General features: G+C 62.9%; 32 protein-coding genes. 13 read left to right on the plus strand and 19 right to left on the minus strand.

The genetic code is table 11. From position 1 onward, the window contains the following. Positions 1-65: 65 nt before the first annotated feature. The 5 genes from CQW31_RS25045 to CQW31_RS25065 are packed head-to-tail and all read right to left on the minus strand — an operon-like array spanning position 66 to position 3,798. Entirely contained in the window at positions 66-1,046 is a 981-nt protein-coding gene (locus CQW31_RS25045; protein WP_099815655.1) for a FecR domain-containing protein, read from the minus strand. Beyond that, positions 1,043-1,594, minus strand: a complete 552-nt coding sequence (locus tag CQW31_RS25050) for an RNA polymerase sigma factor (protein WP_249342020.1) — start codon at positions 1,592-1,594, stop codon at positions 1,043-1,045. Before CQW31_RS25050 ends, CQW31_RS25045 begins: the two co-directional genes overlap by 4 nt. 4 nt (positions 1,595-1,598) lie before the next feature. Continuing rightward, positions 1,599-1,925, minus strand: a complete 327-nt coding sequence (locus tag CQW31_RS25055; RefSeq protein WP_099815657.1) for a DUF3325 domain-containing protein — start codon at positions 1,923-1,925, stop codon at positions 1,599-1,601. After that, positions 1,925-3,496 (minus strand): PepSY domain-containing protein, encoded by a 1,572-nt coding sequence (locus CQW31_RS25060; protein ID WP_054884701.1) that lies wholly within the window; start codon positions 3,494-3,496, stop codon positions 1,925-1,927. Before CQW31_RS25060 ends, CQW31_RS25055 begins: the two co-directional genes overlap by 1 nt. Further along, positions 3,493-3,798, minus strand: coding sequence for a DUF3649 domain-containing protein (locus CQW31_RS25065; RefSeq protein WP_099815658.1), 306 nt, complete (start codon positions 3,796-3,798; stop codon positions 3,493-3,495). Before CQW31_RS25065 ends, CQW31_RS25060 begins: the two co-directional genes overlap by 4 nt. Positions 3,799-4,135: 337 nt before the next feature. Here CQW31_RS25065 and CQW31_RS25070 point away from each other — a divergent pair, with 337 nt between their 5' ends. Then, a complete protein-coding gene (locus CQW31_RS25070) occupies positions 4,136-4,483 on the plus strand; it encodes an HPF/RaiA family ribosome-associated protein (RefSeq protein ID WP_054884703.1) in 348 nt (115 codons plus the stop codon). Between the two features lie 124 nt (positions 4,484-4,607). Continuing rightward, on the plus strand, positions 4,608-4,910 hold the full coding sequence (locus CQW31_RS25075) for a DUF3509 domain-containing protein (RefSeq protein WP_054884732.1): 303 nt from the start codon (positions 4,608-4,610) through the stop codon (positions 4,908-4,910). A gap of 3 nt (positions 4,911-4,913) precedes the next feature. Here CQW31_RS25075 and CQW31_RS25080 read toward each other — a convergent pair whose 3' ends face one another. Then, positions 4,914-5,216, minus strand: coding sequence for a hypothetical protein (locus CQW31_RS25080; RefSeq protein WP_099815659.1), 303 nt, complete (start codon positions 5,214-5,216; stop codon positions 4,914-4,916). Between the two features lie 113 nt (positions 5,217-5,329). Continuing rightward, positions 5,330-5,800, minus strand: coding sequence for a phosphate-starvation-inducible protein PsiE (locus CQW31_RS25085; protein ID WP_054884705.1), 471 nt, complete (start codon positions 5,798-5,800; stop codon positions 5,330-5,332). Positions 5,801-6,095: 295 nt separating this feature from the next. On the opposite strand from CQW31_RS25085, the gene CQW31_RS25090 reads away from it, so the two are divergent. Further along, a complete protein-coding gene (locus CQW31_RS25090) occupies positions 6,096-6,362 on the plus strand; it encodes a YebG family protein (RefSeq protein ID WP_054884706.1) in 267 nt (88 codons plus the stop codon). A 67-nt stretch (positions 6,363-6,429) separates the two neighbouring features. Then, positions 6,430-7,305 (plus strand): WYL domain-containing protein, encoded by an 876-nt coding sequence (locus CQW31_RS25095; RefSeq protein WP_099815660.1) that lies wholly within the window; start codon positions 6,430-6,432, stop codon positions 7,303-7,305. Positions 7,306-7,323: 18 nt separating this feature from the next. On the opposite strand, the gene CQW31_RS25100 is transcribed toward CQW31_RS25095, so the two are convergent. Further along, positions 7,324-8,343, minus strand: a complete 1,020-nt coding sequence (locus CQW31_RS25100; RefSeq protein WP_099815661.1) for a Glu/Leu/Phe/Val dehydrogenase dimerization domain-containing protein — start codon at positions 8,341-8,343, stop codon at positions 7,324-7,326. Positions 8,344-8,467: 124 nt separating this feature from the next. Here CQW31_RS25100 and CQW31_RS25105 point away from each other — a divergent pair, with 124 nt between their 5' ends. Continuing rightward, a complete protein-coding gene (locus CQW31_RS25105; RefSeq protein ID WP_099815662.1) occupies positions 8,468-9,274 on the plus strand; it encodes a SirB1 family protein in 807 nt (268 codons plus the stop codon). On the opposite strand, the gene maiA is transcribed toward CQW31_RS25105, so the two are convergent. From maiA to hmgA, 3 genes are read right to left on the minus strand one after another with little or no spacing between them, the layout of a single operon-like run. Beyond that, complete coding sequence (gene maiA, locus CQW31_RS25110; protein WP_099815663.1) at positions 9,268-9,900, minus strand: maleylacetoacetate isomerase; 633 nt, start codon at positions 9,898-9,900, stop codon at positions 9,268-9,270. The two genes, CQW31_RS25105 and maiA, sit on opposite strands and share 7 nt — an antisense overlap. An 11-nt stretch (positions 9,901-9,911) precedes the next feature. Next, positions 9,912-11,204: a fumarylacetoacetase gene (gene fahA / locus CQW31_RS25115; RefSeq protein WP_099815664.1), complete on the minus strand. Its 1,293-nt coding sequence runs from the start codon at positions 11,202-11,204 to the stop codon at positions 9,912-9,914. A gap of 3 nt (positions 11,205-11,207) precedes the next feature. Next, positions 11,208-12,509 (minus strand): homogentisate 1,2-dioxygenase, encoded by a 1,302-nt coding sequence (gene hmgA / locus CQW31_RS25120; protein WP_099815665.1) that lies wholly within the window; start codon positions 12,507-12,509, stop codon positions 11,208-11,210. 114 nt (positions 12,510-12,623) lie between these two features. On the opposite strand from hmgA, the gene CQW31_RS25125 reads away from it, so the two are divergent. Continuing rightward, positions 12,624-13,406: an IclR family transcriptional regulator gene (locus CQW31_RS25125; RefSeq protein WP_099815666.1), complete on the plus strand. Its 783-nt coding sequence runs from the start codon at positions 12,624-12,626 to the stop codon at positions 13,404-13,406. A gap of 209 nt (positions 13,407-13,615) precedes the next feature. Here CQW31_RS25125 and CQW31_RS25130 read toward each other — a convergent pair whose 3' ends face one another. The 4 genes from CQW31_RS25130 to CQW31_RS25145 all read right to left on the minus strand — a co-directional run bounded on the left by CQW31_RS25130 (position 13,616) and on the right by CQW31_RS25145 (position 16,776). Then, positions 13,616-14,518: an SDR family oxidoreductase gene (locus CQW31_RS25130; protein WP_099815667.1), complete on the minus strand. Its 903-nt coding sequence runs from the start codon at positions 14,516-14,518 to the stop codon at positions 13,616-13,618. Positions 14,519-14,632: 114 nt separating this feature from the next. Next, a complete protein-coding gene (locus tag CQW31_RS25135; protein ID WP_099815668.1) occupies positions 14,633-15,538 on the minus strand; it encodes an alpha/beta fold hydrolase in 906 nt (301 codons plus the stop codon). Positions 15,539-15,713: 175 nt separating this feature from the next. Further along, positions 15,714-16,400: an LrgB family protein gene (locus tag CQW31_RS25140; RefSeq protein WP_054884716.1), complete on the minus strand. Its 687-nt coding sequence runs from the start codon at positions 16,398-16,400 to the stop codon at positions 15,714-15,716. Then, entirely contained in the window at positions 16,390-16,776 is a 387-nt protein-coding gene (locus CQW31_RS25145; RefSeq protein WP_099815669.1) for a CidA/LrgA family protein, read from the minus strand. The genes CQW31_RS25140 and CQW31_RS25145 overlap by 11 nt, the downstream gene beginning before the upstream one ends. Before the next feature lie 99 nt (positions 16,777-16,875). Between CQW31_RS25145 and CQW31_RS25150 the strand changes: the two genes are divergently transcribed. Continuing rightward, a complete protein-coding gene (locus CQW31_RS25150; protein WP_099815670.1) occupies positions 16,876-17,772 on the plus strand; it encodes a LysR family transcriptional regulator in 897 nt (298 codons plus the stop codon). Here CQW31_RS25150 and CQW31_RS25155 read toward each other — a convergent pair. Next, entirely contained in the window at positions 17,754-18,209 is a 456-nt protein-coding gene (locus tag CQW31_RS25155; protein WP_054884719.1) for a flavodoxin, read from the minus strand. The genes CQW31_RS25150 and CQW31_RS25155 overlap by 19 nt on opposite strands. A 106-nt stretch (positions 18,210-18,315) precedes the next feature. Here CQW31_RS25155 and CQW31_RS25160 point away from each other — a divergent pair, with 106 nt between their 5' ends. Further along, on the plus strand, positions 18,316-18,744 hold the full coding sequence (locus tag CQW31_RS25160) for a PAS domain S-box protein (RefSeq protein WP_054884720.1): 429 nt from the start codon (positions 18,316-18,318) through the stop codon (positions 18,742-18,744). Positions 18,745-18,804: 60 nt separating this feature from the next. Then, positions 18,805-19,425: a hypothetical protein gene (locus tag CQW31_RS25165; RefSeq protein WP_099815671.1), complete on the plus strand. Its 621-nt coding sequence runs from the start codon at positions 18,805-18,807 to the stop codon at positions 19,423-19,425. On the opposite strand, the gene CQW31_RS25170 is transcribed toward CQW31_RS25165, so the two are convergent. Continuing rightward, complete coding sequence (locus CQW31_RS25170) at positions 19,410-20,342, minus strand: MerR family transcriptional regulator (protein WP_099815685.1); 933 nt, start codon at positions 20,340-20,342, stop codon at positions 19,410-19,412. The genes CQW31_RS25165 and CQW31_RS25170 overlap by 16 nt on opposite strands. Positions 20,343-20,561: 219 nt before the next feature. Here CQW31_RS25170 and CQW31_RS25175 point away from each other — a divergent pair, with 219 nt between their 5' ends. The 4 genes from CQW31_RS25175 (at position 20,562) to CQW31_RS25190 (ending at position 22,531) form a co-directional block, all read left to right on the plus strand. Further along, positions 20,562-21,122: a hypothetical protein gene (locus tag CQW31_RS25175; protein WP_054884722.1), complete on the plus strand. Its 561-nt coding sequence runs from the start codon at positions 20,562-20,564 to the stop codon at positions 21,120-21,122. Between the two features lie 76 nt (positions 21,123-21,198). Continuing rightward, on the plus strand, positions 21,199-21,891 hold the full coding sequence (gene folM, locus CQW31_RS25180; RefSeq protein ID WP_054884723.1) for a dihydromonapterin reductase: 693 nt from the start codon (positions 21,199-21,201) through the stop codon (positions 21,889-21,891). 9 nt (positions 21,892-21,900) lie between these two features. Further along, positions 21,901-22,197: a DUF1244 domain-containing protein gene (locus CQW31_RS25185; protein WP_054884724.1), complete on the plus strand. Its 297-nt coding sequence runs from the start codon at positions 21,901-21,903 to the stop codon at positions 22,195-22,197. Then, positions 22,190-22,531, plus strand: coding sequence for a HopJ type III effector protein (locus tag CQW31_RS25190; protein WP_178075589.1), 342 nt, complete (start codon positions 22,190-22,192; stop codon positions 22,529-22,531). The genes CQW31_RS25185 and CQW31_RS25190 overlap by 8 nt, the downstream gene beginning before the upstream one ends. Positions 22,532-22,649: 118 nt before the next feature. Here CQW31_RS25190 and CQW31_RS25195 read toward each other — a convergent pair whose 3' ends face one another. Both CQW31_RS25195 and fabV read right to left on the minus strand, forming a co-directional pair. After that, a complete protein-coding gene (locus CQW31_RS25195; RefSeq protein WP_099815673.1) occupies positions 22,650-23,558 on the minus strand; it encodes an alpha/beta fold hydrolase in 909 nt (302 codons plus the stop codon). 167 nt (positions 23,559-23,725) lie between these two features. Further along, complete coding sequence (gene fabV, locus CQW31_RS25205) at positions 23,726-24,937, minus strand: enoyl-ACP reductase FabV (protein WP_099815674.1); 1,212 nt, start codon at positions 24,935-24,937, stop codon at positions 23,726-23,728. Positions 24,938-25,121: the final 184 nt, after the last annotated feature.

Consider the following 25,121-nt stretch of genomic DNA (forward strand, 5'->3'; position numbering starts at 1 on the left):
ATCGCACTTCCACTCATTACACGGATGCTGCGTCTGGTTACCTCATCCGCTTTTGCAATTTTTTTTCAGCGGATCACGGTCAGCCGCCCCAGCAAGGTTTGCCGCGAGAAACCCAGCACCTTGCCTAGCGAATCCAGTGCAGCCAAAGGCTCATCCACCGGGAAACTGCCGCTCACCTTGCGCTGCCCCAATACTCCATCCAACAACACGATACGGCCGGGGTAGTACCGACCCAGGTCTGCCACTACCTGCGCCAGCGGCACCTGGTAATAGTTCAGCCAGCCTTGGCGCCAGGCCAGGCGGCTGTCGCCGTCGACACTCGCCAGCTCGCCTGCGTGCCCATCGGCATAGGCCAGTTGCTGGTTGGCCGTCAGTATCTGGCCGGCCTGCCCCGCGGCCGGGATGACGGCCACACGCCCACTGCGGACGATGACCTGTGCACCCTGCCCTTGGTCCCGCACTTCGAACTGCGTACCCAGCACCCGAACCTCGCCGCCAGCCGCTTCCACCACGAATGGCTGCCCGGTATGGGTAACCTCGAAGAACGCTGCGCCATGCAGCAGGCGTACACGGCGTTCACCTTGCCGGAAATCGACGGCGATGGCGCTGCCCGCATCCAGGGTCACCTGCGACTGGTCCGCCAGGGTTACCTGGCGAATCGCATCACTGCTGCTGAAATCGGCCTGCAGGTCCAGTAACCAGTCACCCGGCCGCCAGCCACCCGCCACGCTGACCGCCAGCACCAGGCACGCCGCTGCCAACGCCATGCCAGCGCGTCGCCAGTGGCTTTTGCCGGGTGGCTTGGCCATGGCCAGCAAGTAAGGCTGCAGGTCTGCATGCTGTTCTTGCGCCAGACGCGCTGCCGGTGTTTCGCTGAGCTGCATCAGCAACTGGGCTTCGGCATAGGCTTGGCGATGCTTGGGATCGGCCAGCAACCAGCGCTTGAACGGCGCACTGCTTGCCGCTTCAGGCTGCTCGTTGATGCGGATCAGCCACTGCAAGGCAGCCTCGGACTGGGCAGCGGTAACCGGGTCTGGGTGGCTCATCGGCGGGCGCTCCCAGGCCTGCGAGTGAAGGTCGCGGGCTCGGCAACACTGGCCTTGCACGCTTCGAGGGCGCGCATCATATGCTTTTCCACACTGCTCTGGGAAAGCTGCATGGCCTTGGCGATCTCGCCGTACTTGCAGCCGTGGACGCGGTTGAGCAGAAAAATCTGCCGGGTACGCTCAGGCAGCGCTCGCAGGGCGGCTTCAATGCGCTGCAGGTCATGATCGACCTCGACGGCCTGCTCTGGCGCCTGGGCCAGAGCCGCTTCATCACGCTGCAGCGAGGCTTCGGCAAGGCGTTCGCGACTGCCTGCACTGCGCAGATGATCGATGGCAAGGTTGCCGGCACAGCGCAGCAGGTAGGTATCGAGCGCTTCGACCTTGACCTCGGGGCGACGCCAGAAGCGCAGGAACAGCTCTTGCACCAGGTCGGACGCAGTAGCGCGGCAGCCTACCCGACGGCTGACCAACGCCTCCATGCGCGCACGCTGGGCGAGGAAAACCTCGAGGAAACGCGCGCGGGTGCTGTCGCTCTCGGTTTCGCTCAAGGCATCACCCCGCAACCACGGCCAACAGCGGGCCCAGTACCAGGCTGGCGGCAGCCAGGCCCAGCAACGCCCGCGGCATGTAAGGCAGACCGAACACCCACAGGGTAACGCCGGCCATCAACAGCGCGGCCCACTCCACCAGCCCGTGGGCCCAGCCACGACAGTGAACGGATAGCACCAGGGACAATATGAGCAGCAGCCAACCGCCAGCGCGCAGTGCACGCAACTGGGCCGGGCGGGGCTTGTGCTTGAGCAGCTCGTTGTAGTGCTTTTCCATCGCCAGGCACAGCGCGGCGAAACCGGCGAAACCGATAAGGGCAATGCTCAGCATCACTGCACCTCGACCATTTTGGGCGAGACCTTGGCCGCCTTCGCCGCACGTTTTGCGACGGGCTTCGGTGGGCGCAGCATCTTGCTCGCGGCCCAGGCCAGGAACAGCCCACACGCCAGGGCGGTAAGGTCGAAACCGGCCATGGCCCAGTCACCCTCAGGCACAGAGACGTTCAACCCCTGGCCGGTGCTCAAGGCGTTGAGCAACGGCAACAGGGCAAAAGCCAGTGCCCCCATTGCCAGCTGCTCGCCCCAGGCCCTGCGCCCCGGGCGCAGCACGGCATGCAGCAGTGACGCCAGCCAGACCAGGAAGAACGTGTTCACCTCCCAGTCAGCACGCCCATGCAGTGCCACCGGCAGCAACCGGTTGGCCCAGAAGAAACCGGCCACGGCCAGCACCAGGCCACTCATGCTGGCGATGTTGAGCACTTCGACCAGGCGCAACTCGCCCGGCAGACGTTCGCTCCTGGCATGCTTGAGCTGGCGTTTGCCCAGCCACATCACCAGGCCGGTGCCGATCACCGCCGTGCCGGCAAGCCCGAAGGCGAAGTACAACCAACGCAGCCAAGGCCCGGCGTAGTTGCCCATGTGCAGGCCGGCGAAACTGAACGAGGTCATCATCGCGGCGCTTTCCGGCGCGCCCTGTTTCAGCAGTTCGCCAGAGGCCCCATCGAAGGTCCAGTTGGCACTGCGCTTGTAGGGGACGTTATCCGCCGATGACTGGGTGAAGACGACACGGGCATTGCGATCGCCCGCGTTCTGCACCTGGATAAGCCCGATGCGTGCGCCCGGCACCAGCGCCTGCACCTTGGCATGGAGGCTCGCCAGCGGCACCAGAGGCGCGGCGACATGGGCTGGCTTGGGTGCCTGGTCGCGGCCGAACAGGTCATTGAAGTACCCGTTGGTATTGCCGTAACTGGCCATGATGCTGGCCGGCATGACCATGTACATGAACAGCACCAGGCTGCTGTAGCTGATCATCAGGTGGAACGGCAGCACCAGCACGCCAATGGCATTGTGGCCATCCAGCCATGAGCGCTGGCCCTTGCCAGGGCGGAAAGTGAAAAACTCCTTGAAGATCTTCTTGTGGGTAATGATCCCGGTGACCAACCCCAGCAGCATGATGAAGGCACACAGCGTCGACAGCCAGCGGCCCCATGGATAGGGCATCTGCAGTTCAAAATGGAAGCGGTAGAAGAACTCGCCGCCACGGCTTTCGCGCGCATCGACCGGCTGCCCGCTCTGTGCATCCAGGTTCTTCCTGACAAAGCCCCGAGGCCCACCCTCGGGGTCGCGCCAGCCGACGTTCAAGGCGGCGTCGCGCTCGCTTGGCAGGCGGATCATCCAGCTGTCCGAGTGCGCGGCGTTGCGCTCCAGATAGCGCTGGGCCAAGCCCAGGCTGGTCACCGGGTCGAGCGTATGGCGGCGCACTTCCGGCTGCGCCCAGTGGCTGACCTCTTCCTTGAAGTACGACAGGGTGCCGGTCAGGAAGATGGCAAACAGCAGCCAGCCGAATATCAGGCCAGTCCAGGTGTGCAGCCAGGCCATGGCCTGGCGGAAGCCTTCCTTCATGGGTTCTTCGTCCAGTAGGCGAACCCGCCGAGCAGGCCCAGCACCAGGCTCGGCAACAACACGCCAAGCCAGGCACGCAAGGCGCTGCGGCAGGCGAAGCACCAGATGAAGGCCAGCAGGTAGAACACAAACGAGAGCATCAGGCCGGACAGCGTGGCGTCGACCTGGGGCAACGGCAGCAGCAGGGCCAGGCAGACACTGATCGACGACGCCAGCAGATAGCCGCCCAGCAATGCCGCCAGGCTGCGTGAAACCACGGCCAGGCGATAGCTGAGAGGGAGTCCGGCGGCGGAGCGCTTCATGGCGAGGGTCCGGGGAATGGGGATGCAATAGTAATGAGTTTAATTCTCATAAGCAAAATCTCTATGGAGGCTATCGGGTGTTCGCCGTCAGATATTCAGCGCCTATGAGACCGAGCGTCGCCCGCGCGGCGCTCGATCGCACAGGCGCTGCAAGGCTCGCGGCGAATCCATGTTGGCGGCCCCCTCCAATGAATTTGCTACAGAAAATTTATTTTCAAAAAGGGGTTGTATTCGTTTCGCCGTTGCCTGACCTTAGAGTCAAGAGGCGCAGAAATACCAAGGCCCTCAATGGCCTAGGCACGCCTCCATGCGAGCAAGCTGAATAAGGATTGGAATCATGCAAATCCAGGTCAACAGCAGCAACCATATCGAAGGCAACATCCGTCTCAACGAGTGGGTCCGCAGTACGCTGGAAGCCACCCTCGAACGCTATGACGACGACCTCACCCGCATCGAGGTGCATCTGCGTGACGAGAACGGCGCCAAGCCCGGCCCGCATGACAAACGCTGCCAGTTGGAGGCTCGCCCGAAAGGCCATCAGCCGATTTCCGTGACCCACACTGCCACTTCACTTGACCAGGCGGTCGACGGTGCCGCCAGCAAGCTGAACAATGCGCTGGAACACTTCTACGGCAAACTGCGCAGCAAGCGCGGGGTACTGGAACTGACTGACCCCGACGCCTGACAGGCTTCCTGAACAACAACGCCCGGCTCGCGCCGGGCGTTTTGGTTTGCACCGATCAATGGGGATGAACCATCGTGCAGGTTACCCGGTCAACTTCTGCAGTCATCCATTGCGGACCCAGACCATGAACAATCCATTTGAACAGATCAGCGCCGCCTTCGCCTCCGAATACCGGATCAACCTGAGTATCGAACGGCTGGACGGCAGCATCATGCTGACCCTTTCCGATGACGCCGGCGTGGTTGCCAAGCGCCTCATCAGCCAGGCCCAGCGCAACGACCCTGTGCGCCTGCAACGGGTCATCGACAGCATCCGCCTGGGCCTTGCGATCGAACTGGGGCAGAACCCGTTGCAGGTGTTGGCCGCCCTGACCCGCGATACGCGCCCTGACGCCCGCCCGTTCGCAGCAGTGAGCGTGGCCAACTGAGGATCAGGCCAGCGTCAGCATCTCGCCGATTGCTTTCTCCAACTCCGTCAGGCGCCAGTTACCTACGCGGTGCGCGGCATCAAAGCTATTGGAGCGGTGGAACAGACCGACCAGGCCCTGGTCGTAAGTGGGCTCCTGGCCTCGCTTGAGCCAGTACAACGACTCCTCCACCAGGGAACGGCTGCCGACCACTTTCAATTCGACGACATCGGCGACTTCGGTGACATACACCCCATTCGGGTCGAGCCCCAACGGCGCAAGCACCTGCTTCAGGTGGGCATGTACAGCTTCGGTATTTCTGCTCAATTTATTCTCCTGTCGGCGCCACCGTGCGCGACCCGCTGTCACGACGCTCTGCCAGGCGCCAGCCAGGATTCAACGATGCCTGAGCCCATTGCCAGCGGTAGCCGGTTAGCCCCTCACTTACCCTCCTCCACTTCCTTGCCGCTGGCGTCCAGCACCTTGGTCGAGGGGTAGCGGTAAGAGGCGTAGCGCACCACCAGGATCGAGAACGCCAGCAGCAAGATACCACCGCACACGTACAACAGCCCCTCGTCCGGCGCCTTGTGGTGCGACACGTCGCCAATCAGCAGGCGCGTCAGCGCGGTGATCGCCACATACAGCAGGAAGCGAATGGGCATGTGGTTGGTCTTGAAGTAGATACCGACCATCGCCCCCAGCTCCAGGTAGATGAACAGCAGCAGGATGTCGTCGACGCTGACCCCGCCCTTGCCGAGCATGTCCAGGAACGTTACCACCGCCGCGTAGGCGGTAATCGCGCCAATGCCGAACAGCGCCAGGTAGTGGAACGCTTCCACGCACAGGTTGCCCAGCGCGTCGGCCGAGCCGTGCAGGCCCTTGCGCAGTTTTTCAGCCCATTTGATATCCACGATGTGCGATTCCCCGATACGACATGAAGGATGATGCGTCACGCCTGTGACGCTTGTGCCATGCAGTTAAAGGGCCAGGCCCCTGCCTTGGAAGGCGACCGATTGCCGCAAGGCACGGGCAGCGAGCGAATTCGGTACAGCTACAATTTCCGGTTGCGAAATGACTGCCTTGTCATTACTGTATATAGATACAGTATTCGGTGACGGCATTCTGCCCGACTGCCTGGATAGCAACTGAACCGCACAGCAGCAGGCGCACCACAGCGCCCCTGCCCCACTGACCGAGAGGCCTCGTATGGCTGTTGAGATTCTTTACCGCAGCACGCGCGATTTGGAGACCACGTTCTTGGACCGCAAACTCGCAGATGCCCATGACCAGATGCTGGAACTGGCCGAGGTGCTTACTCAGGTTCTGGTTAAACACGTACCTGGGCTGGATGAAAACATCGCCGAAGAGGCCAGCATCTTCATGGCCAAGAACAGGGCTGTGTTTGCAGCGGCGTTCAAGAGCAATGCGGCGGCTTTGGCTGAGCTGGATACAGCGGAAAAAGCCAGCGAGTAGGCCGCACCTCCGAGTCGGGGTCACCGCCTGCAAGGCACCTCCCAGGCATGCCTTCCCAGGAGAGATCATGAAACGCAGGCAAACCGTCGAGCAGGTGCGCTGGGACCTGGCACTGCGCTACAAGCTGATCGAGACCGTCGCCTGGTGGGAAGGCCGCCTGACCACCGGCCACCTGATGCAGAGCTTCGGAATCAGCCGGCAGCAGGCATCCAAGGACATCAATACCTACATCACCGAGCATGCGCCGAAGAACCTGGTGTACGACAAACAGCTCAAGGGTTATGTACCCAGCAATCAGTTCATACCCAAGTTCATCGAGGACAGCGCAAGCGCCTACCTGCAACTGCTGTATCAGAACGGTGAACGCGCTCCGCACATTGACGGCCTGGCACTGGCCTACGCCCACACCAAGGTGCTCGAAGTACCGGACCGGCCCATTCGGCCAGAAGTTCTGCGCCCCCTGCTCAAGGCCTGCCGTGAAGGCCTGCGCCTGGAAACCGAGTACGTTTCACTCAACACGCCGAACGTCGAAATACGCCTCATCGCCCCGCACACGCTGGTCTACACCGGCATGCGCTGGCATGTGCGGGCGTACTGTGAAAAGAACCGTCAGTACCGCGACTTCGTACTCAGCCGTTTGCGCGGGCAGCCGGGCCTGCTGGACGAGTCGCCCAACCCCCGGGCACAGGATGAAGACTGGAATACCGAAATTGCGGTGATCTTCAAGCCCGACGAGCGTTTGAACGAGGCGCAGAAGGCAATCATCGAAGCCGACTTCGGCATGATTGACGGGCGACTGGTGGTGCCGAGCCGCAGGGCTCTGGTCAAGTATGTGCTGCAGCGCCATCAGATCGACCCGCGCAACGTGGCGACCAGCCCTGAAGCGCAACAGGTAGTGGTCTCCAACCTCAAGCAACTGAGGCCCTGGCTCATGCATGATTGAGGCAGTTGCGCCAGGCCCTCAACCGTACAACATGCGCTCGGCCAGCATCTGCGCCACTCTGGCCGGGGAGCGCTTTTCCGCCTGGGCATGGCCGAACACCTCGGTCAACCGCGTCGGTATCCGCGCCAGATGCGCAGTGATGGTACCCAGGTCGCCTCCGTGATGCTTCAGCGCTACGTAGATCAGGCCACCGGCATTGATCACGTAGTCAGGGGCATACAGAATGCCGCGCGACTCCAGCTGATCCGCCACCTGCAAGGTGGTCAGCTGATTGTTGGCCGCCCCCGCCACCGCCGCGCAACGCAGCTGCATCACCGTCTGGCCATTGAGCACCGGGCCCACGCCACAGGGCGCGAAAATATCGCAAGGGGTGCTGATCAGGGCGTCATTGGTCACCGGGTGAGCATTGAACTGCTCTACCGCCAAGCGTACGCGGCCAGGGTCCAGGTCGCTGACCAGCAACTCCGCCCCTGCCGCATGCAGTTGCTCGGCCAAGGCATAACCGACATTGCCCAGCCCCTGCACAGCGACGCGCAAGCCTTCGAGGTTGCTGCTGCCCAGGCGTGCCTGCGAGGTGGCGCGTATGCCGGCGAACACGCCCATGGCAGCATGCGGTGACGGGTCGCCAGAGGCCGTGGTGCTGGTCACATGCGGTGTGCTCTGGGCAATGCAGTCCATGTCCAGGGTCGAGGTACCACTGTCGACGGCAATGATGAAACGCCCTTGCAAGGTATCGATGAAGCGGCCGAACGCCTCGAACAGTGCCGCACGGTTTTCCACATGCGGGTTGCGCATGATCACCGCCTTGCCGCCACCCAACGGCAGGCCCGCCAGTGCTGCCTTGTAACTCATGCCTTGAGCCAGGCGGATGGCATCGGTCATGGCGCTCTCGTCATCGGCATAGGGCAGGTAGCGACACCCCCCCACTGCAGGGCCCAATTTTTCGCTGTGAATCGCCACTACGGCCTTGAGGCCAGTGGGCGGGTCAATGAACAGGTGCAGCGACTGGGTACGGGTGCTTAGCATCAGAGCGAACATCGACAGGCTCCCCAACGAGGTGCTCCTACCAGTATAGGCATGCGCCAAGGTACGGCGCCGTCGGCGGACCACTGGACGAATCCACGCCCCACGGCTAATACTCAAGCGTGTGTGGAGAGCCCTGATGAAGCCACGTCAAGCCTGCCTGGCCTGCCTGGAGCGCGAGCCGGTCGCCCTGCTGGAAGCTGCGTTGTGGATTGCCGCCGAGCATGATCGAAAGGTCGAGCCTGCGGCCAGCCTTGCCACGTTGCAAAACCTGCAAGGGCAGATCAGTGCCTGCCTGCCCATGCTGCCATTATCCGAACTGGCCCAGCCGCTGCTGCGACAGCTCAATGCACTGGGTTTCCAGCAGGACGAACTCCATCCGCTGCGGCCGCATGCGGCGTTGCTGGACAAGGTACTGCAGCGCCGACGCGGCCAGCCCCTGGCATTGGCGATCGTTGCTCTGGAACTCGCCCGGCGCCTGTCCATACCCCTGGAAGGCGTGGCATTCCCTGGGCACTTCCTGCTGCGCGTACCCGGTGCCGACCACCTGCTCGACCCTTGTGGGGGCCGGCGCCTGTACCCCAAGGACTGCCGCGAGCTGCTGGCGCGCCAGTTTGGCCCGCATGTGCCGCTGACTGCCGAACACCTGCGCAGCGCCAGTGCCACACAGATACTGCAGCGCCTTTCGCGCAACCTGCGCCAGTTGCATATGAGCAACGACAACCACTTGGCTGCACTGATCGACGCCGAACGGGTCATGCAACTGGGCCCGGCCCAAGTCAGTGACTACATGACCCGCGCAACGCTGTATCAACACCTGGACTGCCCGCAGGCCGAACGTTTCGACCTGGAACACGCCCTGCTGCTGACCGACGACCCGGTTCAGCGCCTTAAGCTGTCCGAACGTATCGGCAAGCTACCGGCAGTGAACCGTTCGATTCACTGAGTCGGCGTGTCCACCTGACAGGACGGGTGCGCCCTGGCGAACGCCGGATGCGCCTTGGCCAGTGCAGCGACCCGGGCTATGCGGGGGTAGCCGCTGAGGTCGATGTTGAAGCGCTCGGCCGCATACAGCTGCGGAATCAGGTAGACATCCGCCAGCCCCGGCTCGTCGCCAAAGCAATAACCGTGATCGCCAATCAACTGCTCAACGGTGGCCAGCCCCTGGCCGATCCAGTGTGCGATCCACTGATTGACCTGCGCCTCGTCGTGGCCCAGCTGGCGCAGTTGGTTGAGCACGCTGACATTGTGCAGCGGGTGCACATCGCAACCGATGATTGCCGCCACGCCACGCACCTTGGCCCGCAGCGCAGCGCCAGCCGGCAGCAACGCGGGCTGTGGATAAACCTCTTCCAGGTACTCGATGATCGCTGGCGACTGCACCAGCAATTCACCGCCGTCGGTTCGTAAGGCCGGCACCCGGCCTTGCGGGTTCACCGCGACGTAGGCATCACCGCGCTGGTCGCCCTTGAGCAGGTTGACCGGCAGGGCCTGGTAGTCCAGGCCCTTCAGCGCCAGGGCAATGCGCACCCGATAGGAAGAGGTGGAACGGTAATAGGTATACAGCTCCATGGCCTGCTCCCTCAGTTGGCTGCGATGACCTTGCCGCGGCATTCGCCGAAGCCGATGCTGGCCACGCCCTCACGCTTGCAGCGGGCGCGCAGGATGATCTCGTCACCGTCTTCGAGGAACTTGCGGATTTCGCCGCTGGCCAGCTCCACCGGCTGCTTGCCGCCTACGGTGGTCTCCAGCAGGCTGCCGTACGAATCGGGTGAGGCACCGGACAGCGTGCCGGAACCAAACAAGTCGCCAGGCTGCAACTGGCAGCCGTTGACGCTGTGGTGGGTGATCAGCTGGGCAACGGTCCAGTACATGTTCAGGGTGTTGCTCAAGGCCAGACGCTGGGCCGGCATACCCTGCTCGCGCATGCGCTCGGTGAGCAGCAGCACTTCCAGCTCGATATCGAAGGCGCCATTGGCCTGGTCACGCTCGTCGAGCAGGTAAGGCAGCGGCTGCGGGTCCCCCTTCGGCCGGGCCGGCTGGGCACAGCGGAACGGCTCCAGGGCCTCGGCAGTGACTACCCAAGGCGAAAGCGTAGTGATGAAGCTCTTCGACAGGAACGGGCCCAGTGGCTGATATTCCCAGGCCTGGATATCCCGCGCCGACCAATCATTGAGCAAGCACAGGCCGGCAAGGTGCTGGTCAGCTTCGGCAATCGGGATGGCCTGGCCGATGTCGTTGCCTTGGCCGATCCAGATGCCCAACTCCAGTTCGTAGTCCAGCCGCGCGCAGGGGCCGAAGCTCGGTTCGGTGTGGCCGGGCGGCAGGGTCTGGCCTTTCGGGCGACGGACCTCGGCCCCCGAGGGACGCAAGGTCGAGGCGCGGCCGTGGTAGCCGATCGGTACGTATTTGTAGTTGGGCAGCAGCGGATTGTCGGGGCGGAACAGCTTGCCGACATTGGTGGCGTGCTGGATGCCGACGTAGAAATCGGTGTAGTCACCGACCTTGGCCGGCAGGTGCAACTGGCACTCACTGGCTGGATACAGCGCAGCCTTCAGTTCAGCCTGGTGTTCGCTGTGTTCGCCCAGCAGCACCAGCAGACGCTCACGCAGCGCCACCCGGGCAGCACGCCCCAGGGCGAAGAACGCGTTCAGCGCACCACCGCGGGTGGCTTCCACCGCTGCCTTGGCCTGGCCAGTGAACAGGCCCGCGGCCAACGCGGCCTCCAGGTCAAGGATGGCATCGCCGATGGCGACGCCACAGCGCAGTGCTTCACCCGGGCGGCTGAAAATGCCCAGCGGCAGGTTCTGCAGCGGGAAGTCGCTGTGCCCGTTGGCGTGCTCGACCCAGCTACGGGCAATGGCGGTCTGGTTCATGGGTTATCTCCGGTTCGGGTTGAAGGTGCTCGGCAAGGTGGCCCAGCAACTATCGTAGTCGGCCTGCAATTGCGGGCTGTCGAGGGCCTGCAGACTCGGGCGCAGCACTTGGCTGGTCTCGAACATGAAAGCCATGGTGTTGTCGATCTTGTGCGGAGCCAGCTCGGCAGCGATGGCCTTTTCGCAGGTTTCGGCATCCGGGCCGTGGGCGCTCATCACCCCATGCAACGAGGCACCGCCCGGCAGGAAACCTTCGGCCTTGGCGTCGTAGGCACCGTTGATCAGGCCCATGAACTCATTCATCAGGTTGCGGTGGAACCACGGTGGACGGAAGGTGTTCTCGGCTACCATCCAGCGCGGCGGGAAGATCACGAAGTCCATGTTGGCCATGCCGTGCACGCTGGTCGGCGAAGTCAGCACGGTGAAGATCGACGGATCCGGATGATCGAAGCTGACCGTGCCAAGGGTGTTGAAACGGCGCAGGTCATACTTGTAGGGCACGTTGCTGCCATGCCAGGCGACCACGTCCAGCGGCGAGTGCTGCAGTTGGCAGGCCCAATGCTCACCGAGGAACTTCTGCACCAGTTGCACCGGGCCATTGAGTTCTTCGTAGTGCGCCACCGGGGTGAGGAAATCACGCGGGTTGGCCAGGCCGTTGCTACCGATAGGGCCCAGGTCAGGCAGGCGCAGCGGCGCGCCGTGGTTTTCGGCGATGTAGCCCCGGGCCTGGCCATCGGGCAATTCGACACGGAACTTCATGCCCCGCGGGATCACGGCGATTTCCTGAGGCTCGACATCCATGACGCCCAGTTCGGTAGCGATGCGCAGGCGGCCCTGTTCCGGCACCAGCAGCAGTTCGCCGTCGGCATCGAAAAACACCCGTTCCATGGAACGGTTGGCGCGATAGATGTAGATGCTGACCCCTGCCGGCTTCTCGGCGGCCGAATTGGCCACCATCGGCAGCCAGCCTTCGATGAAATCGGTTGGCTCGCTGGGGATGGGCTGCGGATTCCAGCGCAGGCGGTTGGGCGTGACCGCGCCCAGCGGGCCGCCCAATGGCTGGCGCTGCAGGCGCTCGAAGCGCGGGTGCAAGGCCGACGGGCGGATGCGATACAACCAGGTACGGCGCAGCTCGCTGCGGGCCATGGTGAACGCCGTGCCCGACAGCAGTTCGGCGTACAAACCGTAGGGGGCCTTCTGTGGCGAGTTTTGCCCCACCGGCAGGGCGCCTGGCAGGGCTTCGCTGGCGAATTCGTTGCCGAAACCGCTCAGGTATTGAAGATCGGGGGACGTGTCGCGGTTCATCGAAGCCTCCGGATATTGTTTTTGTCGTAATCAGATTACGAATAACGTAATTTGCTCCCCGCCAGGCGTCAAGCTATAAAGGCGCGACGCGAAAAATCCGGAAGCCTCCTACCCATGGCCAAAGCCAGCCCCCCCGCCGACAACGGCAAGCAGAAAGTCCGCTCGGCGGAAGTCGGCACCGACATTCTCAAGGCCCTCGCTGAACTGTCGCCGTCTACCTCGCTGTCGCGCCTGGCCGAACATGTGCAGATGCCGGCGAGCAAGGTGCACCGCTACCTGCAGGCGCTGATCGCCAGTGGTTTCGCCGAGCAGGATGCCGCCACCAACCACTATGGCTTGGGGCGCGAGGCATTGCGCGTGGGGCTGGCGGCGCTGGGCAGCATTGATGTACTGAAAGTGGCAGCACTGCCACTGTCGCAATTGCGCGATGAGCTGAACGAGAGTTGCTTCCTCGCCGTGTGGGGCAATCAGGGCGCCACCGTGGTCAGCATCGAGCCCGCCGTGCGCGCAGTCACGGTGGTGACCCAGATCGGTTCGGTGCTGCCGCTGCTCAGTTCCTCCACCGGCCTGGTGTTTGCAGCCCATCTGCCCGAGCGTGAAACCGTCGAGCTGCGTGACCGCGAGCTGGCCGTGCTGCAGCAGCGCGCCAGCGACTACGAAGGCTTGCTGGCAGGCATCCGCCAACAAGGCCTGCACCATGTGCACGGCCTTTTGATGCCAGGTGTGGATGCGTTATCTGCCCCGGTATTCAACGCCATGGGGCAGATCGCGGCGGTGATGACCGTGGTCGGCCCGACCTCGATCTTTCACGCTGATGAACACGGACCAGCTGCACAGCGCCTGCTGGCAGCGGCGCGGAATACCAGCTGGCGCATGGGCTATTCGCCAGCGGCGTGAAGTGCCCGCCGGCACTGTTGCCCGAAACGTAAAGGTGAATGTCACAAGCGGCTATTTTTCCCACTGGATCAAGCGCTTATTCTTGCCTCACTGGCCGGCATGAAGGGCTCTACCCCCCGCCTTTCAGGCCCGCGAGGTTCACCGACGTTGATTTTGAAGCTCCTTGATCTAACGTCTCGATTGGCCGCTGCGTCTTGCAGCGGCCTTTTTTATTTCTGCAGGTTGGCCATCATCTGTTGCAACGCCTGCAGGTTGTCCTGCGGGTGCACTGCCCCTTCGAAATCACCAATCTGCGCCCAGTGTTCCGCGACCTGCTCCGGGGTGAACCCCTGCTCGGGATTGAAACCGACACCGAGGCTACGCTCCCAGCGCACCTTGCCCACCCAGCCACCGCCCACCTCGAACAATTCGCCGCTGTCCTGGCACTGCTCGCTGCTCAGGTAGACCACCAAAGGGCTGATCAACTCCGGCCTGAGCCGCTCGAACACCTGTGGGGGTATCAGCCCTTCGGTCATGCGCGTGCCACCGGTCGGGGCGATGGCGTTGACCAGCACGCCATGCTTGCGCCCTTCGATGGCAAGGGTGCGGGTCAAACCATACAGCCCCAGTTTGGCCATGCCGTAGTTGGCCTGGCCGAAGTTGCCGTAGATGCCCGAGGTTGAAGCAGTGAAGATTACCCGCCCCCAGTTCTGCTCACGCAGGTGTGGCCAGGCAGCCCGGGTGACCTTGTAGGCGCCTTCGACGTGGACCTTGTAGACCAGATCCCAATCGCTGTCGTCCATTTTGTGGAAGGCCTTGTCGCGCAGGATGCCGGCGTTGTTCACCAGCACATCGACCCTGCCGAAACTGTCCAGCGCTTGTTCGACGATGCGCGCACCGTCGCCCACCGAATCGTGGTTGGCCACCGCAGTGCCCCCGGCAGCGCGGATTTCGGCCACGACCTTGTCGGCGGCCGACGCATTGGCACCTTCTCCATGGGTCGAGCCGCCCAGGTCATTGACCACGACCCTGGCGCCACGTGCGGCAAACAGCAAGGCATGGGCACGGCCCAGGCCGCCACCGGCTCCGGTGACGATCACTACACGGTCTTGCAGACGTACCGGCTCGCTCATGCTCAAGGCTCCAGGTCAGGTTGAATGCATCGATTGTCCGCCCGCCCAGGCAAGCGAACAATCAAGCTCACCCTGGCTGAATGCCGGGCGATAACGGCAGGCGATGATCGCGGCTCAGGACCAGGCGACTTTCTGCGGTAAATAGCTCAGCAGCTGTTCGCGAAAGGCCAGGTAATGGCGCAGCACCTGCGCCGGCGCTTCGGTGTGCGGGTAGTGGCCGATGCCTTGCAGTTGCACGATATCGGGGTGCGGCACCAGCTGCCGATAGCGCTCGACCATCTGCGCACCGGACAAAGGGTCGGCAATGCCGTTTATGAACCGCAACGGCACACCACTGCGCTGCAAAGCCCCGACCCAGCGCTCGCGGTGCTGCCTTCGCTCAGGCTGGTAACCCACCAGCTTGTGCAGGATGCGCGTACCGTTGCGGCTGGCGATCAGGCTCCAGCAATCGTCCAGCGCGCTTTCACTTGGGTGGGTGCACGGGCCGTAGATCTGGATGACGTTGCGCACCAGATCGTCGCGCCCGAACGAACGCCCCACCAGCCAGCCCAGGCGACTGAGCAGCAGCTTCTGGATTCTTGGGATCTGACAGCTTTCCGGGAACAACCCACTGTTGAGGAACACGCAACTGGCGATATCGGCACGCTGTTCGTGGTGGCGCGACAGCAGTTCCTGAGCGACGCTGCCACCGTAGTCATGCGCCAGCAGATGAATCGGCTGGCGAATATCCAGATGGCTCAGCAACGCCTGCTGCAGGTCTGCTTGCTCGATCAGGCTGTAGCGGTGGTTGAGCGGCTTGGCAGAATCGCCGAAGCCGAGCATGTCGCAGGCAATCACCCGGAAGCGCTGGGTCAGCGGCGCCCATAGGTAATGCCAATCCCAACTTGCGGTGGGAAATCCGTGCAAAAGAAGCAGGGGCTCTCCTTGCCCTGCGGTCCAGTAGCGGATGCTCTGGCCCCGGAACGAAAAATCCTGCCCCCGGGTACGCCAGACGCGCAATGGAATCTCGGCCATAGGCATCAGAATTGTCCCGGTGGAGGGGTGATGACGGGATAGGGCAAGGCTGCGGTCATTGCATTCACCTCGGCACTTTCATGTGCTCTCTATATCGAGGCCGAGTGTAATCACCGGTCCATCATGTGAAAATTGCGTTAACAGCCAGCTTGATGACCGAGCGAGTCAGTGGCTCGTACGGTCATAGCAGCATCGCCAGCAATGGCGCGGCGAACAGGTTGAGCAGGCCGGTGAGGACCATGACCAGGCCGGCCACCGAACCCTCTTCACAGCCCACTTCGCGAGCCCGGCTGACCCCCGCACCATGCGCGCCCACACCGAACAGCGCGCCACGCGCCAGAGGTGTACGCAATGGCAGCCAGCGCAGCAGCAGGCCGCCGAACATCGCACCCAGCACCCCGGTGAACATCACGAATACCGCCGTCAGTTCTGGCACGCCACCCAGGTCATGGGCCAGCGGCATGGCAAATGGCGTGGTGATTGAACGCGGCACCAACGACAGGCTGATCGCATCATCCAGCGCCAGCAAGTGCGCCAGGCTCCAGGAACTGGCGATCGACGCCGCGCTGCCGGCCACCATACCCATCAACAGCGCAGGCCAATGACGCGCCAGCATCGCCCGCTGTTGCCAGATCGGCACGGCAAAGGCCACGGTCACCGGGCCCAGCACGCTCATCAGCCAATGGGTGTTGCGCGAATACTCGGCGTAGGCCGTGTGCAGTGGCACAGCCACCGCCAACAGCAATGCCGGGACCAGAATCAGGGGCGACATCAGGTAGCGTCCGGTGCGCCGATAAAGCCAGCGGCTGGCCAGGTAGGCGACCAAGGTCAGCACCAGCCAGAACAGCGGCATGGGTTCAAGGCTCACGGCGCAGCCTCCAGCGGCAGACCGCTTCCACGGTGACGGCGGTCACCACCATGACCATCAGGGTGCTCACGGCGATGACCAGCAAAATACGCCAGCCTTCGCTTTGCACCAGGCTGCCGTAATCGAGCAGGCTCATGAGTGCCGGGATGAAAAACAGCAGCATTTCCGCCATCAGCCAGCCAGCGCCCATTTGCAAGGTGGCCGGCTTGAGCACACCAAAGGCAAACAGCAGCAACAGCAGGCCAAGGCCCATTACTCCGCCCGGAATCGGCCAACTCAGCCAGGCGGCCAGTTGACCACCGAACAGGAACAGGGCAAGCAGCACCGCCAGCTCGGCGAGCAGGCGCAGCGTTTTCTTCAGTAATGCGGGTTTCATGGGTGAACGTTCCTCGACAGGCCCTCATTTTAAGATTCGTCTGCCTAGGCCAAAAGCGAATTGTTAGACTGGCAGCCATTCCACAATGGAATCGCGATCATGGAATTCAAACAGCTACGCAGCTTCATCGAAGTCATCCATCGCGGCGGCTTTACCCAAGCCGCGCAGACCTTGCACATCAGCCAGTCAGCCGTGAGCAAGCAAGTCGCCCAGCTGGAGCAAGATGTGGGCCATCCGCTGCTTGAGCGCCAAGCCTCGCAACTGCATCTGACGGCAGCCGGGCGCATCGTGCTAGAGCGCGGCGAAGCGCTGTTGCGCCAGCGTCAGGAGCTGCTCAGTGAGCTGGACGACCTCAGCCACATGGCGCGCGGCGAGTTGCGCCTGGGCTTGCCGATGCTGGGCAGCGATACCTTGTTCGCCGGGTTGTTCGCCGAATACCGCAGGCGCCATCCGAACATCGCCATTCAGCTACTTGAGGGCGGCAGCCGTAGCGTCGAACAGGCAGTCAAGAGTGGCGAACTGGAGCTGGGCGGCAGCCTCACCCCGAGCGACCCGGCGTTCGGATACCAGCCGTTCTGCAATGAACCGTTGGATGTCCTGTTGCCTGCCGGGCATGGGCTTGCCGGGCTGGGCCCGTTGAGCTTGAAGCAGTTGGCGGATACGCCGTTTCTGCTGTACCAACGCAGCTTCGTGCTCAACGACCGCTTGCTCAAGGCTTGTCAGCAGCAAGGCTTCACCCCGAAGGAAGGTGGCCGCAGCGGCCAGGCGGATTTCCTCGTGGCGCTGGTCGCGGCCGGCCAGGGCGTGGTGCTGCTGCCCCGTGTGGTGGCAAAAGCGCTGGAGCGCCCCGGGGTGGTGCGCGTGCCGCTCGAGGCGCCGACCGATCTACGCTGGGATATCGCCTTCATCTGGCGGCGTGGAGCCTACCTGTCGCGTGCAGCACAGGCCTGGCTCACATTGTTGCGGGAGGAAACGCCTCAGGCTTTCAGCGCTTGAACAAGCGCTGCCAGCCAAGGCTCGGCATCAGTCTCTGGGGTCACGGTCTCGCTGGCATCGAGCTTCAGCATCGGCAGCACTTCCCTTACCCCCAGTTCGGCAAATAGCTCACGCATCTGCTCGCCACCGCCGCAATAGGTATCGCCATAGCTCGAATCGCCCAGGGCAATCACCGCGCCCGGCAGCCCACGCCAGGCCGCAGGCAGGGTGTCGCGAATGCTGCTGAAAAGCGGCATCAGGTTATCTGGCAGTTCTCCCATGCCGGTGGTCGAAGTCACCGCGAGCAACGCTTGAGGGCCAAAGCCCTCAAGATCCTGCTGGGTAGCACGGGCAGCATGCCAGGCGTCAAGGCCAGCAGCCTTGAGCAACGACTCGGCATGGCGGGCGACTTCTTCGGCGGTGCCGTACACCGAACCGGAAATAATGGCGACTTTCATCAGGAAGAGGATTCCGAAACTGAGTTAAAACGTAGGATACTAGCATTCGGCGCCAGCAAAAGGCCGCCTCCACCCCAGTCCCCTTCATTGCCTCAATGGTCCGGACATGATCAACGCGCAGCTGCTGCAATCGATGGTCGACGCATCCAACGACGGGATCGTGGTCGCCGAACAGGAAGGCGACGACACCATCCTGATCTACGTGAATGCGGCCTTCGAACGCCTGACCGGCTACAGCCGGGATGAAATCCTCTATCAGGATTGCCGCTTCCTGCAGGCCGATGATCGCGATCAACTGGGCCGCGCACGCATCCGCAAGGCCTTGGCCGAAGGCCGTCCCTGCCGTGAAATACTGCGCAACTACCGCAAGGATGGCAGTGCATTCTGGAACGAGTTGTCGATCACCCCAGTGAGGCACGCTGGCGACCAGCGCACCTATTTCATCGGTATCCAGAAGGACGTCAGCCGGCAAGTCGAACTCGAGCGCGAACTGGCCGAAATGCACGCTCGTCGGAATGCCGACGAACGCGCCTGAACCAAGCGCTGTGAATACGGTCAATTGCCGTTGAAGAAATCGTCATCATCGAGTTCGATCATGCAAGCAGAAGCGCTCCTGACCCAGGACGAACTGGACTTTATCCAGGACATGCAGCATTCCCCGCAATTGAACCTGGCCGACTCGATGTCGAGCCTGCTGGTCAATGGTGACCGCCACATCCAGTCACTGCTCGCCCGCTTGGTGGCCAATGAGCAGGTGACCCTGCAGGCGCAGTTCAACAACCAGCAGATCAGCTTCCCGCTGCAACTGGTGGAAGACGAGTTCCATGCCGTTCATTTGCAGATCGGCTCACCGGAAATCTACGAAGACGACGGCCCCACGCTGCGCCCCTGGCGCCTGACGATGGATCAGCCCAGCGCCCTGCTGGATGCCCAGGGCAAGGCCAGTGGTCTGCTGGTCAGGGACATTTCGTTCAAGGGTGCGTTGCTCGAGGTGCGTGGCCCGGCCAAAGCCCCATCGCGTTTCGATCTGCATTTCGCCCCGGATGGCATCAGCCCGATCAGCCTGCATGGCAGGCTGCGCCGAAGCATCGGCCCGGACCTGGCCGCCTACGACCTCAGCCGCAGCCCGGGTGAAGAAATCGACCGACTGCGTGAGTACATCTTGCACGCCCATCGCCAGGCCCATCCAGAACTGCACGATCAGGTATCGAGCTGACCAGCCAGATACTGTTGCAAGCGACGCCGCATCAGCTCACTTTGCGCACCGAGGCATGCAACCGGGCTGCCCGCCAGGCTGTCCTGAGCACTCTCGGACACCTCACCGGCAAGCAGCAATGGGCATTCCAGGCCTGCTGCCAGACGCCGCAGGCGCTTGTTCAATTCGACGGTCGGCGCGTGGTTGGCGAACAGCACCAGCGCATCCGGCCGCAGGCGCTCACAGACCAGCGGTAGTTCTTCCAGCGCCTGGCCGGGCATGAGCAGGCTCACGCCGATGTCCTCGCAGCCCAGCAGCAAGCCGGTCACCAGCAGTTCCAGTTCGTGGCACAGCCCGGGAAGGGGAGCCAGCAGCACATGGCGCGCACGCCGCCGACGGGAGAGCTGCAAACGGGAGAACACCCGGCCACGCAGGAACTGGTCGAGGAACAGCCACTCGCTGGCCTGGCCGAACGCCCCTTGCCCTGCGCCAAGATCATGCCAGACCGGCAAGAACACCTCGCTGAACACTTGGTCCTGAGTGATTGCCGCGAACACCTGATCGAACAGCAGATCCAGGCCTGACGCGTCGAAGCGATTCACCGCCTGGCGTATCTGAGCCTGCCACTGTGCCCTGCTGTCAGGCGATACCACGGCCTGGGCGACGGCCTGGCCGCGCGCGCGAATGCCGCCGACCTTGCTGACCGCCACGCCACGTTCGAGCCAACCCAGGATGCTGCGGACCTGTTCGATATCTGCCTGGGAATACAGCCGGTGACCGCTGTCGGTGCGTGTCGGCTGGATCAGCCCATAACGGCGCTCCCAGGCACGCAGGGTCACGGTGTTGACGCCGGTCAGGCGGGAAACCTCACGAATGGGGAACAGGTCCTGGTGTTGCAGGCCTGCCTCGATAGCCGAGCTACGTCCCTGTTTGTTCATCTGCACTGGAGTGACCTGTGTGCGGAAGTTGAGCGGCAATTGTACTACGACATCATGTGCTGCAAACCAGCAATCGTTTGAGATCAGTCGACAAAGGCAGCCTGTCACCACGATGCCGCCGCGTGCCCGATTATTGCATGGAGATTGACGTTGCCCACCACCCCGGGCCACGCAGTCAGGAGCCGGCTACCCGCCAGCCCCGTCGCCAGGAGATACACGATGTCTACCCCACCCGTCACCCTGATGGTATCGCGCCGCGCCGCCCATGGCCGCTACCAGGACCTGCTGGCCTGGCTGCACGAAGGCGAGCAGCTGGCCACCGACTTCCCCGGCTACCTCGGCTCGGGCATCCTCGCGCCGCCCCGCCACAGCGACGAATTCCAGATCATTTTCCGCTTCAGCGACGAGCCCACCCTGCACGCCTGGGAGCATTCCGCCTCGCGCCGGGCCTGGCTCGCCCGGGGCAACGGCCTGTTCGAGCGCCCCAAAGAGAGGCGCGTCAGCGGCATTGACGACTGGTTTGGCACCAATATGGTGCAAAAACCACCTCGCTGGAAGCAGGCCGTGGCCATCTGGCTGGCCTTTTTCCCGGTCTCGCTGCTGTTCAATGCCCTGTTCGGGCATTGGCTCGCTACGTTCGAGCTGGTACCCCGGGTGATGCTCAGCACGCTGGCGCTGACACCCGTCATGGTCTATTTCTTCATCCCGTTGTCCACCCGCCTGCTGGCCAACTGGCTGCACGCCACGCCAACCGCCAGCCCGGCGCTGCGCAGCCGCTGAGCAGAGGTCATACAAGAGGTGACAGTTCGGGTATGCTGGGCGGCAACGACAGGACAGACAAGTTGACCGCCCGCACATGAACAGCCCTATTCTCGTCACCGGCGCCAGCCAGCGCGTCGGGCTGGCCCTGGCCCTTGAGCTGGCTCAAGCCGGCCATACGGTGGTCAGTGCCAGCCGCAGCCTCCAGGCGCAGTCCGCGCACCCGAACATCGTGCAGTTCCAGGCCGACCTCTGCCTCAGAGCCGACCGTGAAGCGTTGATCGACCACCTGCAGCGCAACTATGACGGCCTGCGTGCAATCATTCACAACGCCTCGCTGTGGCTCGACGATGGCCTCGACAACCTCGAGACCATGTTCCATCTGCACGTCGAAGCGCCGTATCACCTCAACCTGGCGCTCGGCGAGTTGCTGAACAAGGTCGACAAGGCCGATATCATCCACATCTGCGACGAAACCTCCTCACGCGGCAGCAAAGGCCACATCGGCTACGCCGCGACCAAGGCCGCGCTGCAGAACATGGTGTTGTCGTTTGCCGAAAAATACGCGCCCAAGGTGCACGTCAACGGTATCTTGCCGGGCCTGCTGATCCTCAAGGAAGGCGGTGACGAGGCCTACCGCCAGCAGACCCTGAAAAAGGCCCTGCTGGAATTCGAACCCGGCGCCGGACCACTGATCGAGACAGTGAAATACTTGCTCGCCAGCCAGTACAGCACCGGCAGCCAAGTGGTCATCAACGGTGGCCGCCACCTGAAGAACCGCATGATCTGAGAGACTGACATGACTGAGCAACAACAGCTCGAACTCGAAGCCGCCGCGTTCCGGCGCCTGGTCGAACACCTGCAAAAACGCACCGACGTACAGAACATCGACCTGATGAACCTTTCCGGCTTCTGCCGCAACTGCCTGTCAAAGTGGTACAAGGCCGCCGCTGACGAGCGCCAGGTCGACATCAGCCTGGATGATGCCCGGGAAGCGGTGTACGGCATGCCCTACGCCGAGTGGAAAGCCCAATATCAGAAAGAAGCCAGCGCCGAGCAGCAAGCGGCGTTTGAACAAGGAAAACCTCGTGACTGATCTGAACACCCTGCGCACCAGCCTGGCCAGCGGCCAACACGCCTTCGCCGATACCTTGGCCTTCATTGCTGGCAACTACAGCTACCAGCCTCAGGCATTCAACAACGGTGGCGTGGAAAATGCTGCCGGGCAGAACGAAGGCTCGTGCAAGACCCTCGGCCTGGCCCTGCTGGAAGGCTTGAGCGACCAGGAAGCGCTGTTGGCCTTCGGCGAGCACTACCGTGACGTGCTGGCCACGCCTGAGGGCAGTGACCATGGCAATATCCGTGCACTGATCAAGCATGGGCTGGCCGGCGTGAAGTTCGCCGAGCTGCCTCTCTCGCGCAACGCTTGAGAATGCCGGGGCCGCTTCGCAGCCCTTTCGCGACACAAGGCCGCTCCCACAAGGATATGCAGTTCTTCTGTGGGAGCGGCCTTGTGTCGCGAAAGGGCCGCAAGGCGGCCCCAGAATTTCAACTGATCATTACCCCTGGCACTTCATCTGCCAGCCCGCCCTTCTGCAACCAATGCAGCGCAATCGGCCACAGGCTCTCGCGAAACCGATCATGGAAGAATGCGAAGTGGCCAATCTCATCGACCGAGATATCCACAGGCGCAATCCGCAAATGCCGCCGCTGCGACGCAGGCAGATACCCCAGCAAACGCTCGGTCGCCGCCAGCGTGCCAAACGGATCGTCGGTCAGGCTGATGGCCAAGGTCGCGGCCTTTACTTGAGCGAAGGGCAACGCTGCCAGACCGAGCCCGCTCGGGCGCTGTTCGTAGCGCGGTGTGCGAGCGGTCCAGTCATGCACCACGCCGGCGGGCGTATCCTCAAGCCAGCCCAGGCGTTTGCCGGGAAAATAGCCAAAGGCACGGGTCAGCAACGGCATCACCACATGCCATTTCCCAAACAGCCGCCAGCGCTGATTGGCAGCGTAATCGCGCCAGTAGGCGAACTGCGCACCGACCATCACCACCCGCCGTACCTGCCCGGCCGACGGCGCCAGGCCGACGGCGCAACCACCAAAACTGTGGCCCACCACGTCCACCGGCTGCCCGGGAAAATGCGTGGCGGCATGCGCCAGCATGGCTTCGAAATCCAGCCGGCCCCAATCGCTCCACGATGCCTGGAAGCCGCGCAGGGTATGCGGGCGTGATTCGCCGATCCCACGATAGTCGTAGGTCAGTACATCGCAGCCTTGGGCGAACAGGTAGTCGGCAAAACGCGAGTAATAGCGGCAGCGTACCGAAGTGGCCGCGTTGATGATCACCAGCGGGCGCGTGGCGTCGGGGTGGGCGTGACGCCAGCAGAAGCCGCCGAGGCTATAGCCGTCGGCCGTGGCCTGGCGAAAGGCGGTGGCGGGTTGGGTGAGGCTGCTCATGGCGCACTTCCTGTTGTTGTGCGCCAAAACTAGCAAAAATTTTCTGGGCTGTACCGGCCCTTTCGCGGGCAAGCCCGCTCCCACAGAAGTATCGCCATGCCTGAGGCTAGTGGAGAACCTGTGGGAGCGGGCTTGCCCGCGAAGAGGCCGGTACAGGCCTGCAGCGTTTACAGCTCGATGCAGTCGAACTTCACATCGGTCGCCACGTCTTCGTCGTAGTTGACGTCAGCGCGCTCGAAGCCGAACAGGTTGAGGAACTGCTTTTTGTAACCGGCGTAGTCGGTCAGTTCGAACAGGTTCTCGGTGGTGACCTGTGGCCACATGGCCTTGCAGGCGTCCTGTACGTCGTCGCGCAGTTCCCAGTCGTCCAGGCGCAGGCGGGCTTTCTCGTCGACCTCGGCCGGGGCGCCATCGGCGCGGTACATGCGATCACGGAACATGCGGTCCAGTTGTTCCTGGGTGCCTTCGTGAACACCCTTTTCCTGCATGATCTTGAACACCATCGACAGGTACAGCGGCATCACCGGGATGGCCGAGCTGGCCTGGGTGACCACCGACTTCAGCACGGCCACATTGGCGCCGCCCTTCACTTCAGCGGCCAGCTTCCTGTCCAGGCGCAGTGCGGTTTCGTCCAGGTCCTGCTTGGCCTGGCCCAAGGCGCCGTGCCAGTAGATCGGCCAGGTGATTTCGGTGCCGATGTAGCTGAAGGCCACAGTGCGCGCGCCTTCGGCCAGCACGTCAGCGCCGGCCAGGGCGTCGATCCACAGTTGCCAGTCCTGGCCGCCCATGACGGTCACGGTGTCGGCGATTTCCTGCTCGGTGGCCGGCTCGATGCTGGCCTCGATGATGGTGTCCTTGTTGGTGTCGATGGCAGTCGACTTGTACGGCTGGCCGATCGGCTTCAATGCCGAACGCACCAGTTCGCCGGTGTGCGGCAGCTTGCGCACGGGCGAAGCCAGCGAATAGATGACCAGGTCGACCTTGCCACCCATTTCGTTCTTGATCAGCTCGATGACTTTGGCACGGGCTTCATCGGAGAAGGCGTCGCCATTGATCGACTTGCTGTACAGGCCCTCGGCCTTGGCGAACTTGTCGAAGGCGGCGGCGTTGTACCAGCCAGCGGTACCGGCCTTGGTCTCGGTACCTGGCTTTTCGAAGAACACGCCCAGGGTGTCGGCTTTGAAGCCGAAGGCCGCGGTGATGCGGGCTGCCAGGCCGTAGCCGCTGGAAGCGCCGATGACCAGGACCTTCTTCGGGCCATCCTCGCGCACGCCCAGCTTGCGGGTGGCTTCGATCTGGTCACGGACGTTGAGCTCGCAGCCCTTCGGGTGAGTCGTGGTGCAGATGAAACCGCGAACCTTAGGATGAATGATGGCCAATGTCTGTACCTCGTCAGTGTATGCCGGGGAATCGCCATAGGGGCGATTCCGTTTGATCAGAGGGTGAGACTACCCCCGCAGGTTATCCGACACATATTACGGGCTGATCAGGGGGATGCAAAACCGCGGTTCGTCTGCACCCTCATTGATTGGCTTTTCACATCAATCACAAAGAAAAACAAAC

Source organism: Pseudomonas sp. 382, assembly GCF_002759075.1.
In the GTDB taxonomy this organism is placed as follows: Bacteria; Pseudomonadota; Gammaproteobacteria; order Pseudomonadales; family Pseudomonadaceae; genus Aquipseudomonas; species Aquipseudomonas vlassakiae.

Excerpts from the sequence above, each read along its gene's own strand:
- CQW31_RS25135 (WP_099815668.1), bottom strand. The coding sequence starts at position 15,538 with ATGCCTATGGCCGAGATTCCATTGCGCGTCTGGCGTACCCGGGGGCAG.
- CQW31_RS25160 (WP_054884720.1), top strand. The coding sequence starts at position 18,316 with ATGATCAACGCGCAGCTGCTGCAATCGATGGTCGACGCATCCAACGAC.
- CQW31_RS25170 (WP_099815685.1), bottom strand. The coding sequence starts at position 20,342 with ATGAACAAACAGGGACGTAGCTCGGCTATCGAGGCAGGCCTGCAACAC.
- CQW31_RS25125 (WP_099815666.1), top strand. The coding sequence starts at position 12,624 with ATGGCCAAAGCCAGCCCCCCCGCCGACAACGGCAAGCAGAAAGTCCGC.
- maiA (WP_099815663.1), bottom strand. The coding sequence starts at position 9,900 with ATGGAGCTGTATACCTATTACCGTTCCACCTCTTCCTATCGGGTGCGC.
- CQW31_RS25060 (WP_054884701.1), bottom strand. The coding sequence starts at position 3,496 with ATGAAGGAAGGCTTCCGCCAGGCCATGGCCTGGCTGCACACCTGGACT.
- CQW31_RS25045 (WP_099815655.1), bottom strand. The coding sequence starts at position 1,046 with ATGAGCCACCCAGACCCGGTTACCGCTGCCCAGTCCGAGGCTGCCTTG.
- CQW31_RS25100 (WP_099815661.1), bottom strand. The coding sequence starts at position 8,343 with ATGTTCGCTCTGATGCTAAGCACCCGTACCCAGTCGCTGCACCTGTTC.
- CQW31_RS25185 (WP_054884724.1), top strand. The coding sequence starts at position 21,901 with ATGACTGAGCAACAACAGCTCGAACTCGAAGCCGCCGCGTTCCGGCGC.
- CQW31_RS25175 (WP_054884722.1), top strand. The coding sequence starts at position 20,562 with ATGTCTACCCCACCCGTCACCCTGATGGTATCGCGCCGCGCCGCCCAT.
- CQW31_RS25095 (WP_099815660.1), top strand. The coding sequence starts at position 6,430 with ATGAAACGCAGGCAAACCGTCGAGCAGGTGCGCTGGGACCTGGCACTG.
- CQW31_RS25155 (WP_054884719.1), bottom strand. The coding sequence starts at position 18,209 with ATGAAAGTCGCCATTATTTCCGGTTCGGTGTACGGCACCGCCGAAGAA.
- CQW31_RS25055 (WP_099815657.1), bottom strand. The coding sequence starts at position 1,925 with ATGCTGAGCATTGCCCTTATCGGTTTCGCCGGTTTCGCCGCGCTGTGC.
- folM (WP_054884723.1), top strand. The coding sequence starts at position 21,199 with ATGAACAGCCCTATTCTCGTCACCGGCGCCAGCCAGCGCGTCGGGCTG.
- CQW31_RS25150 (WP_099815670.1), top strand. The coding sequence starts at position 16,876 with ATGGAATTCAAACAGCTACGCAGCTTCATCGAAGTCATCCATCGCGGC.
- hmgA (WP_099815665.1), bottom strand. The coding sequence starts at position 12,509 with ATGAACCGCGACACGTCCCCCGATCTTCAATACCTGAGCGGTTTCGGC.
- CQW31_RS25130 (WP_099815667.1), bottom strand. The coding sequence starts at position 14,518 with ATGAGCGAGCCGGTACGTCTGCAAGACCGTGTAGTGATCGTCACCGGA.
- CQW31_RS25165 (WP_099815671.1), top strand. The coding sequence starts at position 18,805 with ATGCAAGCAGAAGCGCTCCTGACCCAGGACGAACTGGACTTTATCCAG.
- CQW31_RS25075 (WP_054884732.1), top strand. The coding sequence starts at position 4,608 with ATGAACAATCCATTTGAACAGATCAGCGCCGCCTTCGCCTCCGAATAC.
- CQW31_RS25070 (WP_054884703.1), top strand. The coding sequence starts at position 4,136 with ATGCAAATCCAGGTCAACAGCAGCAACCATATCGAAGGCAACATCCGT.
- CQW31_RS25065 (WP_099815658.1), bottom strand. The coding sequence starts at position 3,798 with ATGAAGCGCTCCGCCGCCGGACTCCCTCTCAGCTATCGCCTGGCCGTG.
- CQW31_RS25105 (WP_099815662.1), top strand. The coding sequence starts at position 8,468 with ATGAAGCCACGTCAAGCCTGCCTGGCCTGCCTGGAGCGCGAGCCGGTC.
- CQW31_RS25145 (WP_099815669.1), bottom strand. The coding sequence starts at position 16,776 with ATGAAACCCGCATTACTGAAGAAAACGCTGCGCCTGCTCGCCGAGCTG.
- fahA (WP_099815664.1), bottom strand. The coding sequence starts at position 11,204 with ATGAACCAGACCGCCATTGCCCGTAGCTGGGTCGAGCACGCCAACGGG.
- CQW31_RS25195 (WP_099815673.1), bottom strand. The coding sequence starts at position 23,558 with ATGAGCAGCCTCACCCAACCCGCCACCGCCTTTCGCCAGGCCACGGCC.
- CQW31_RS25090 (WP_054884706.1), top strand. The coding sequence starts at position 6,096 with ATGGCTGTTGAGATTCTTTACCGCAGCACGCGCGATTTGGAGACCACG.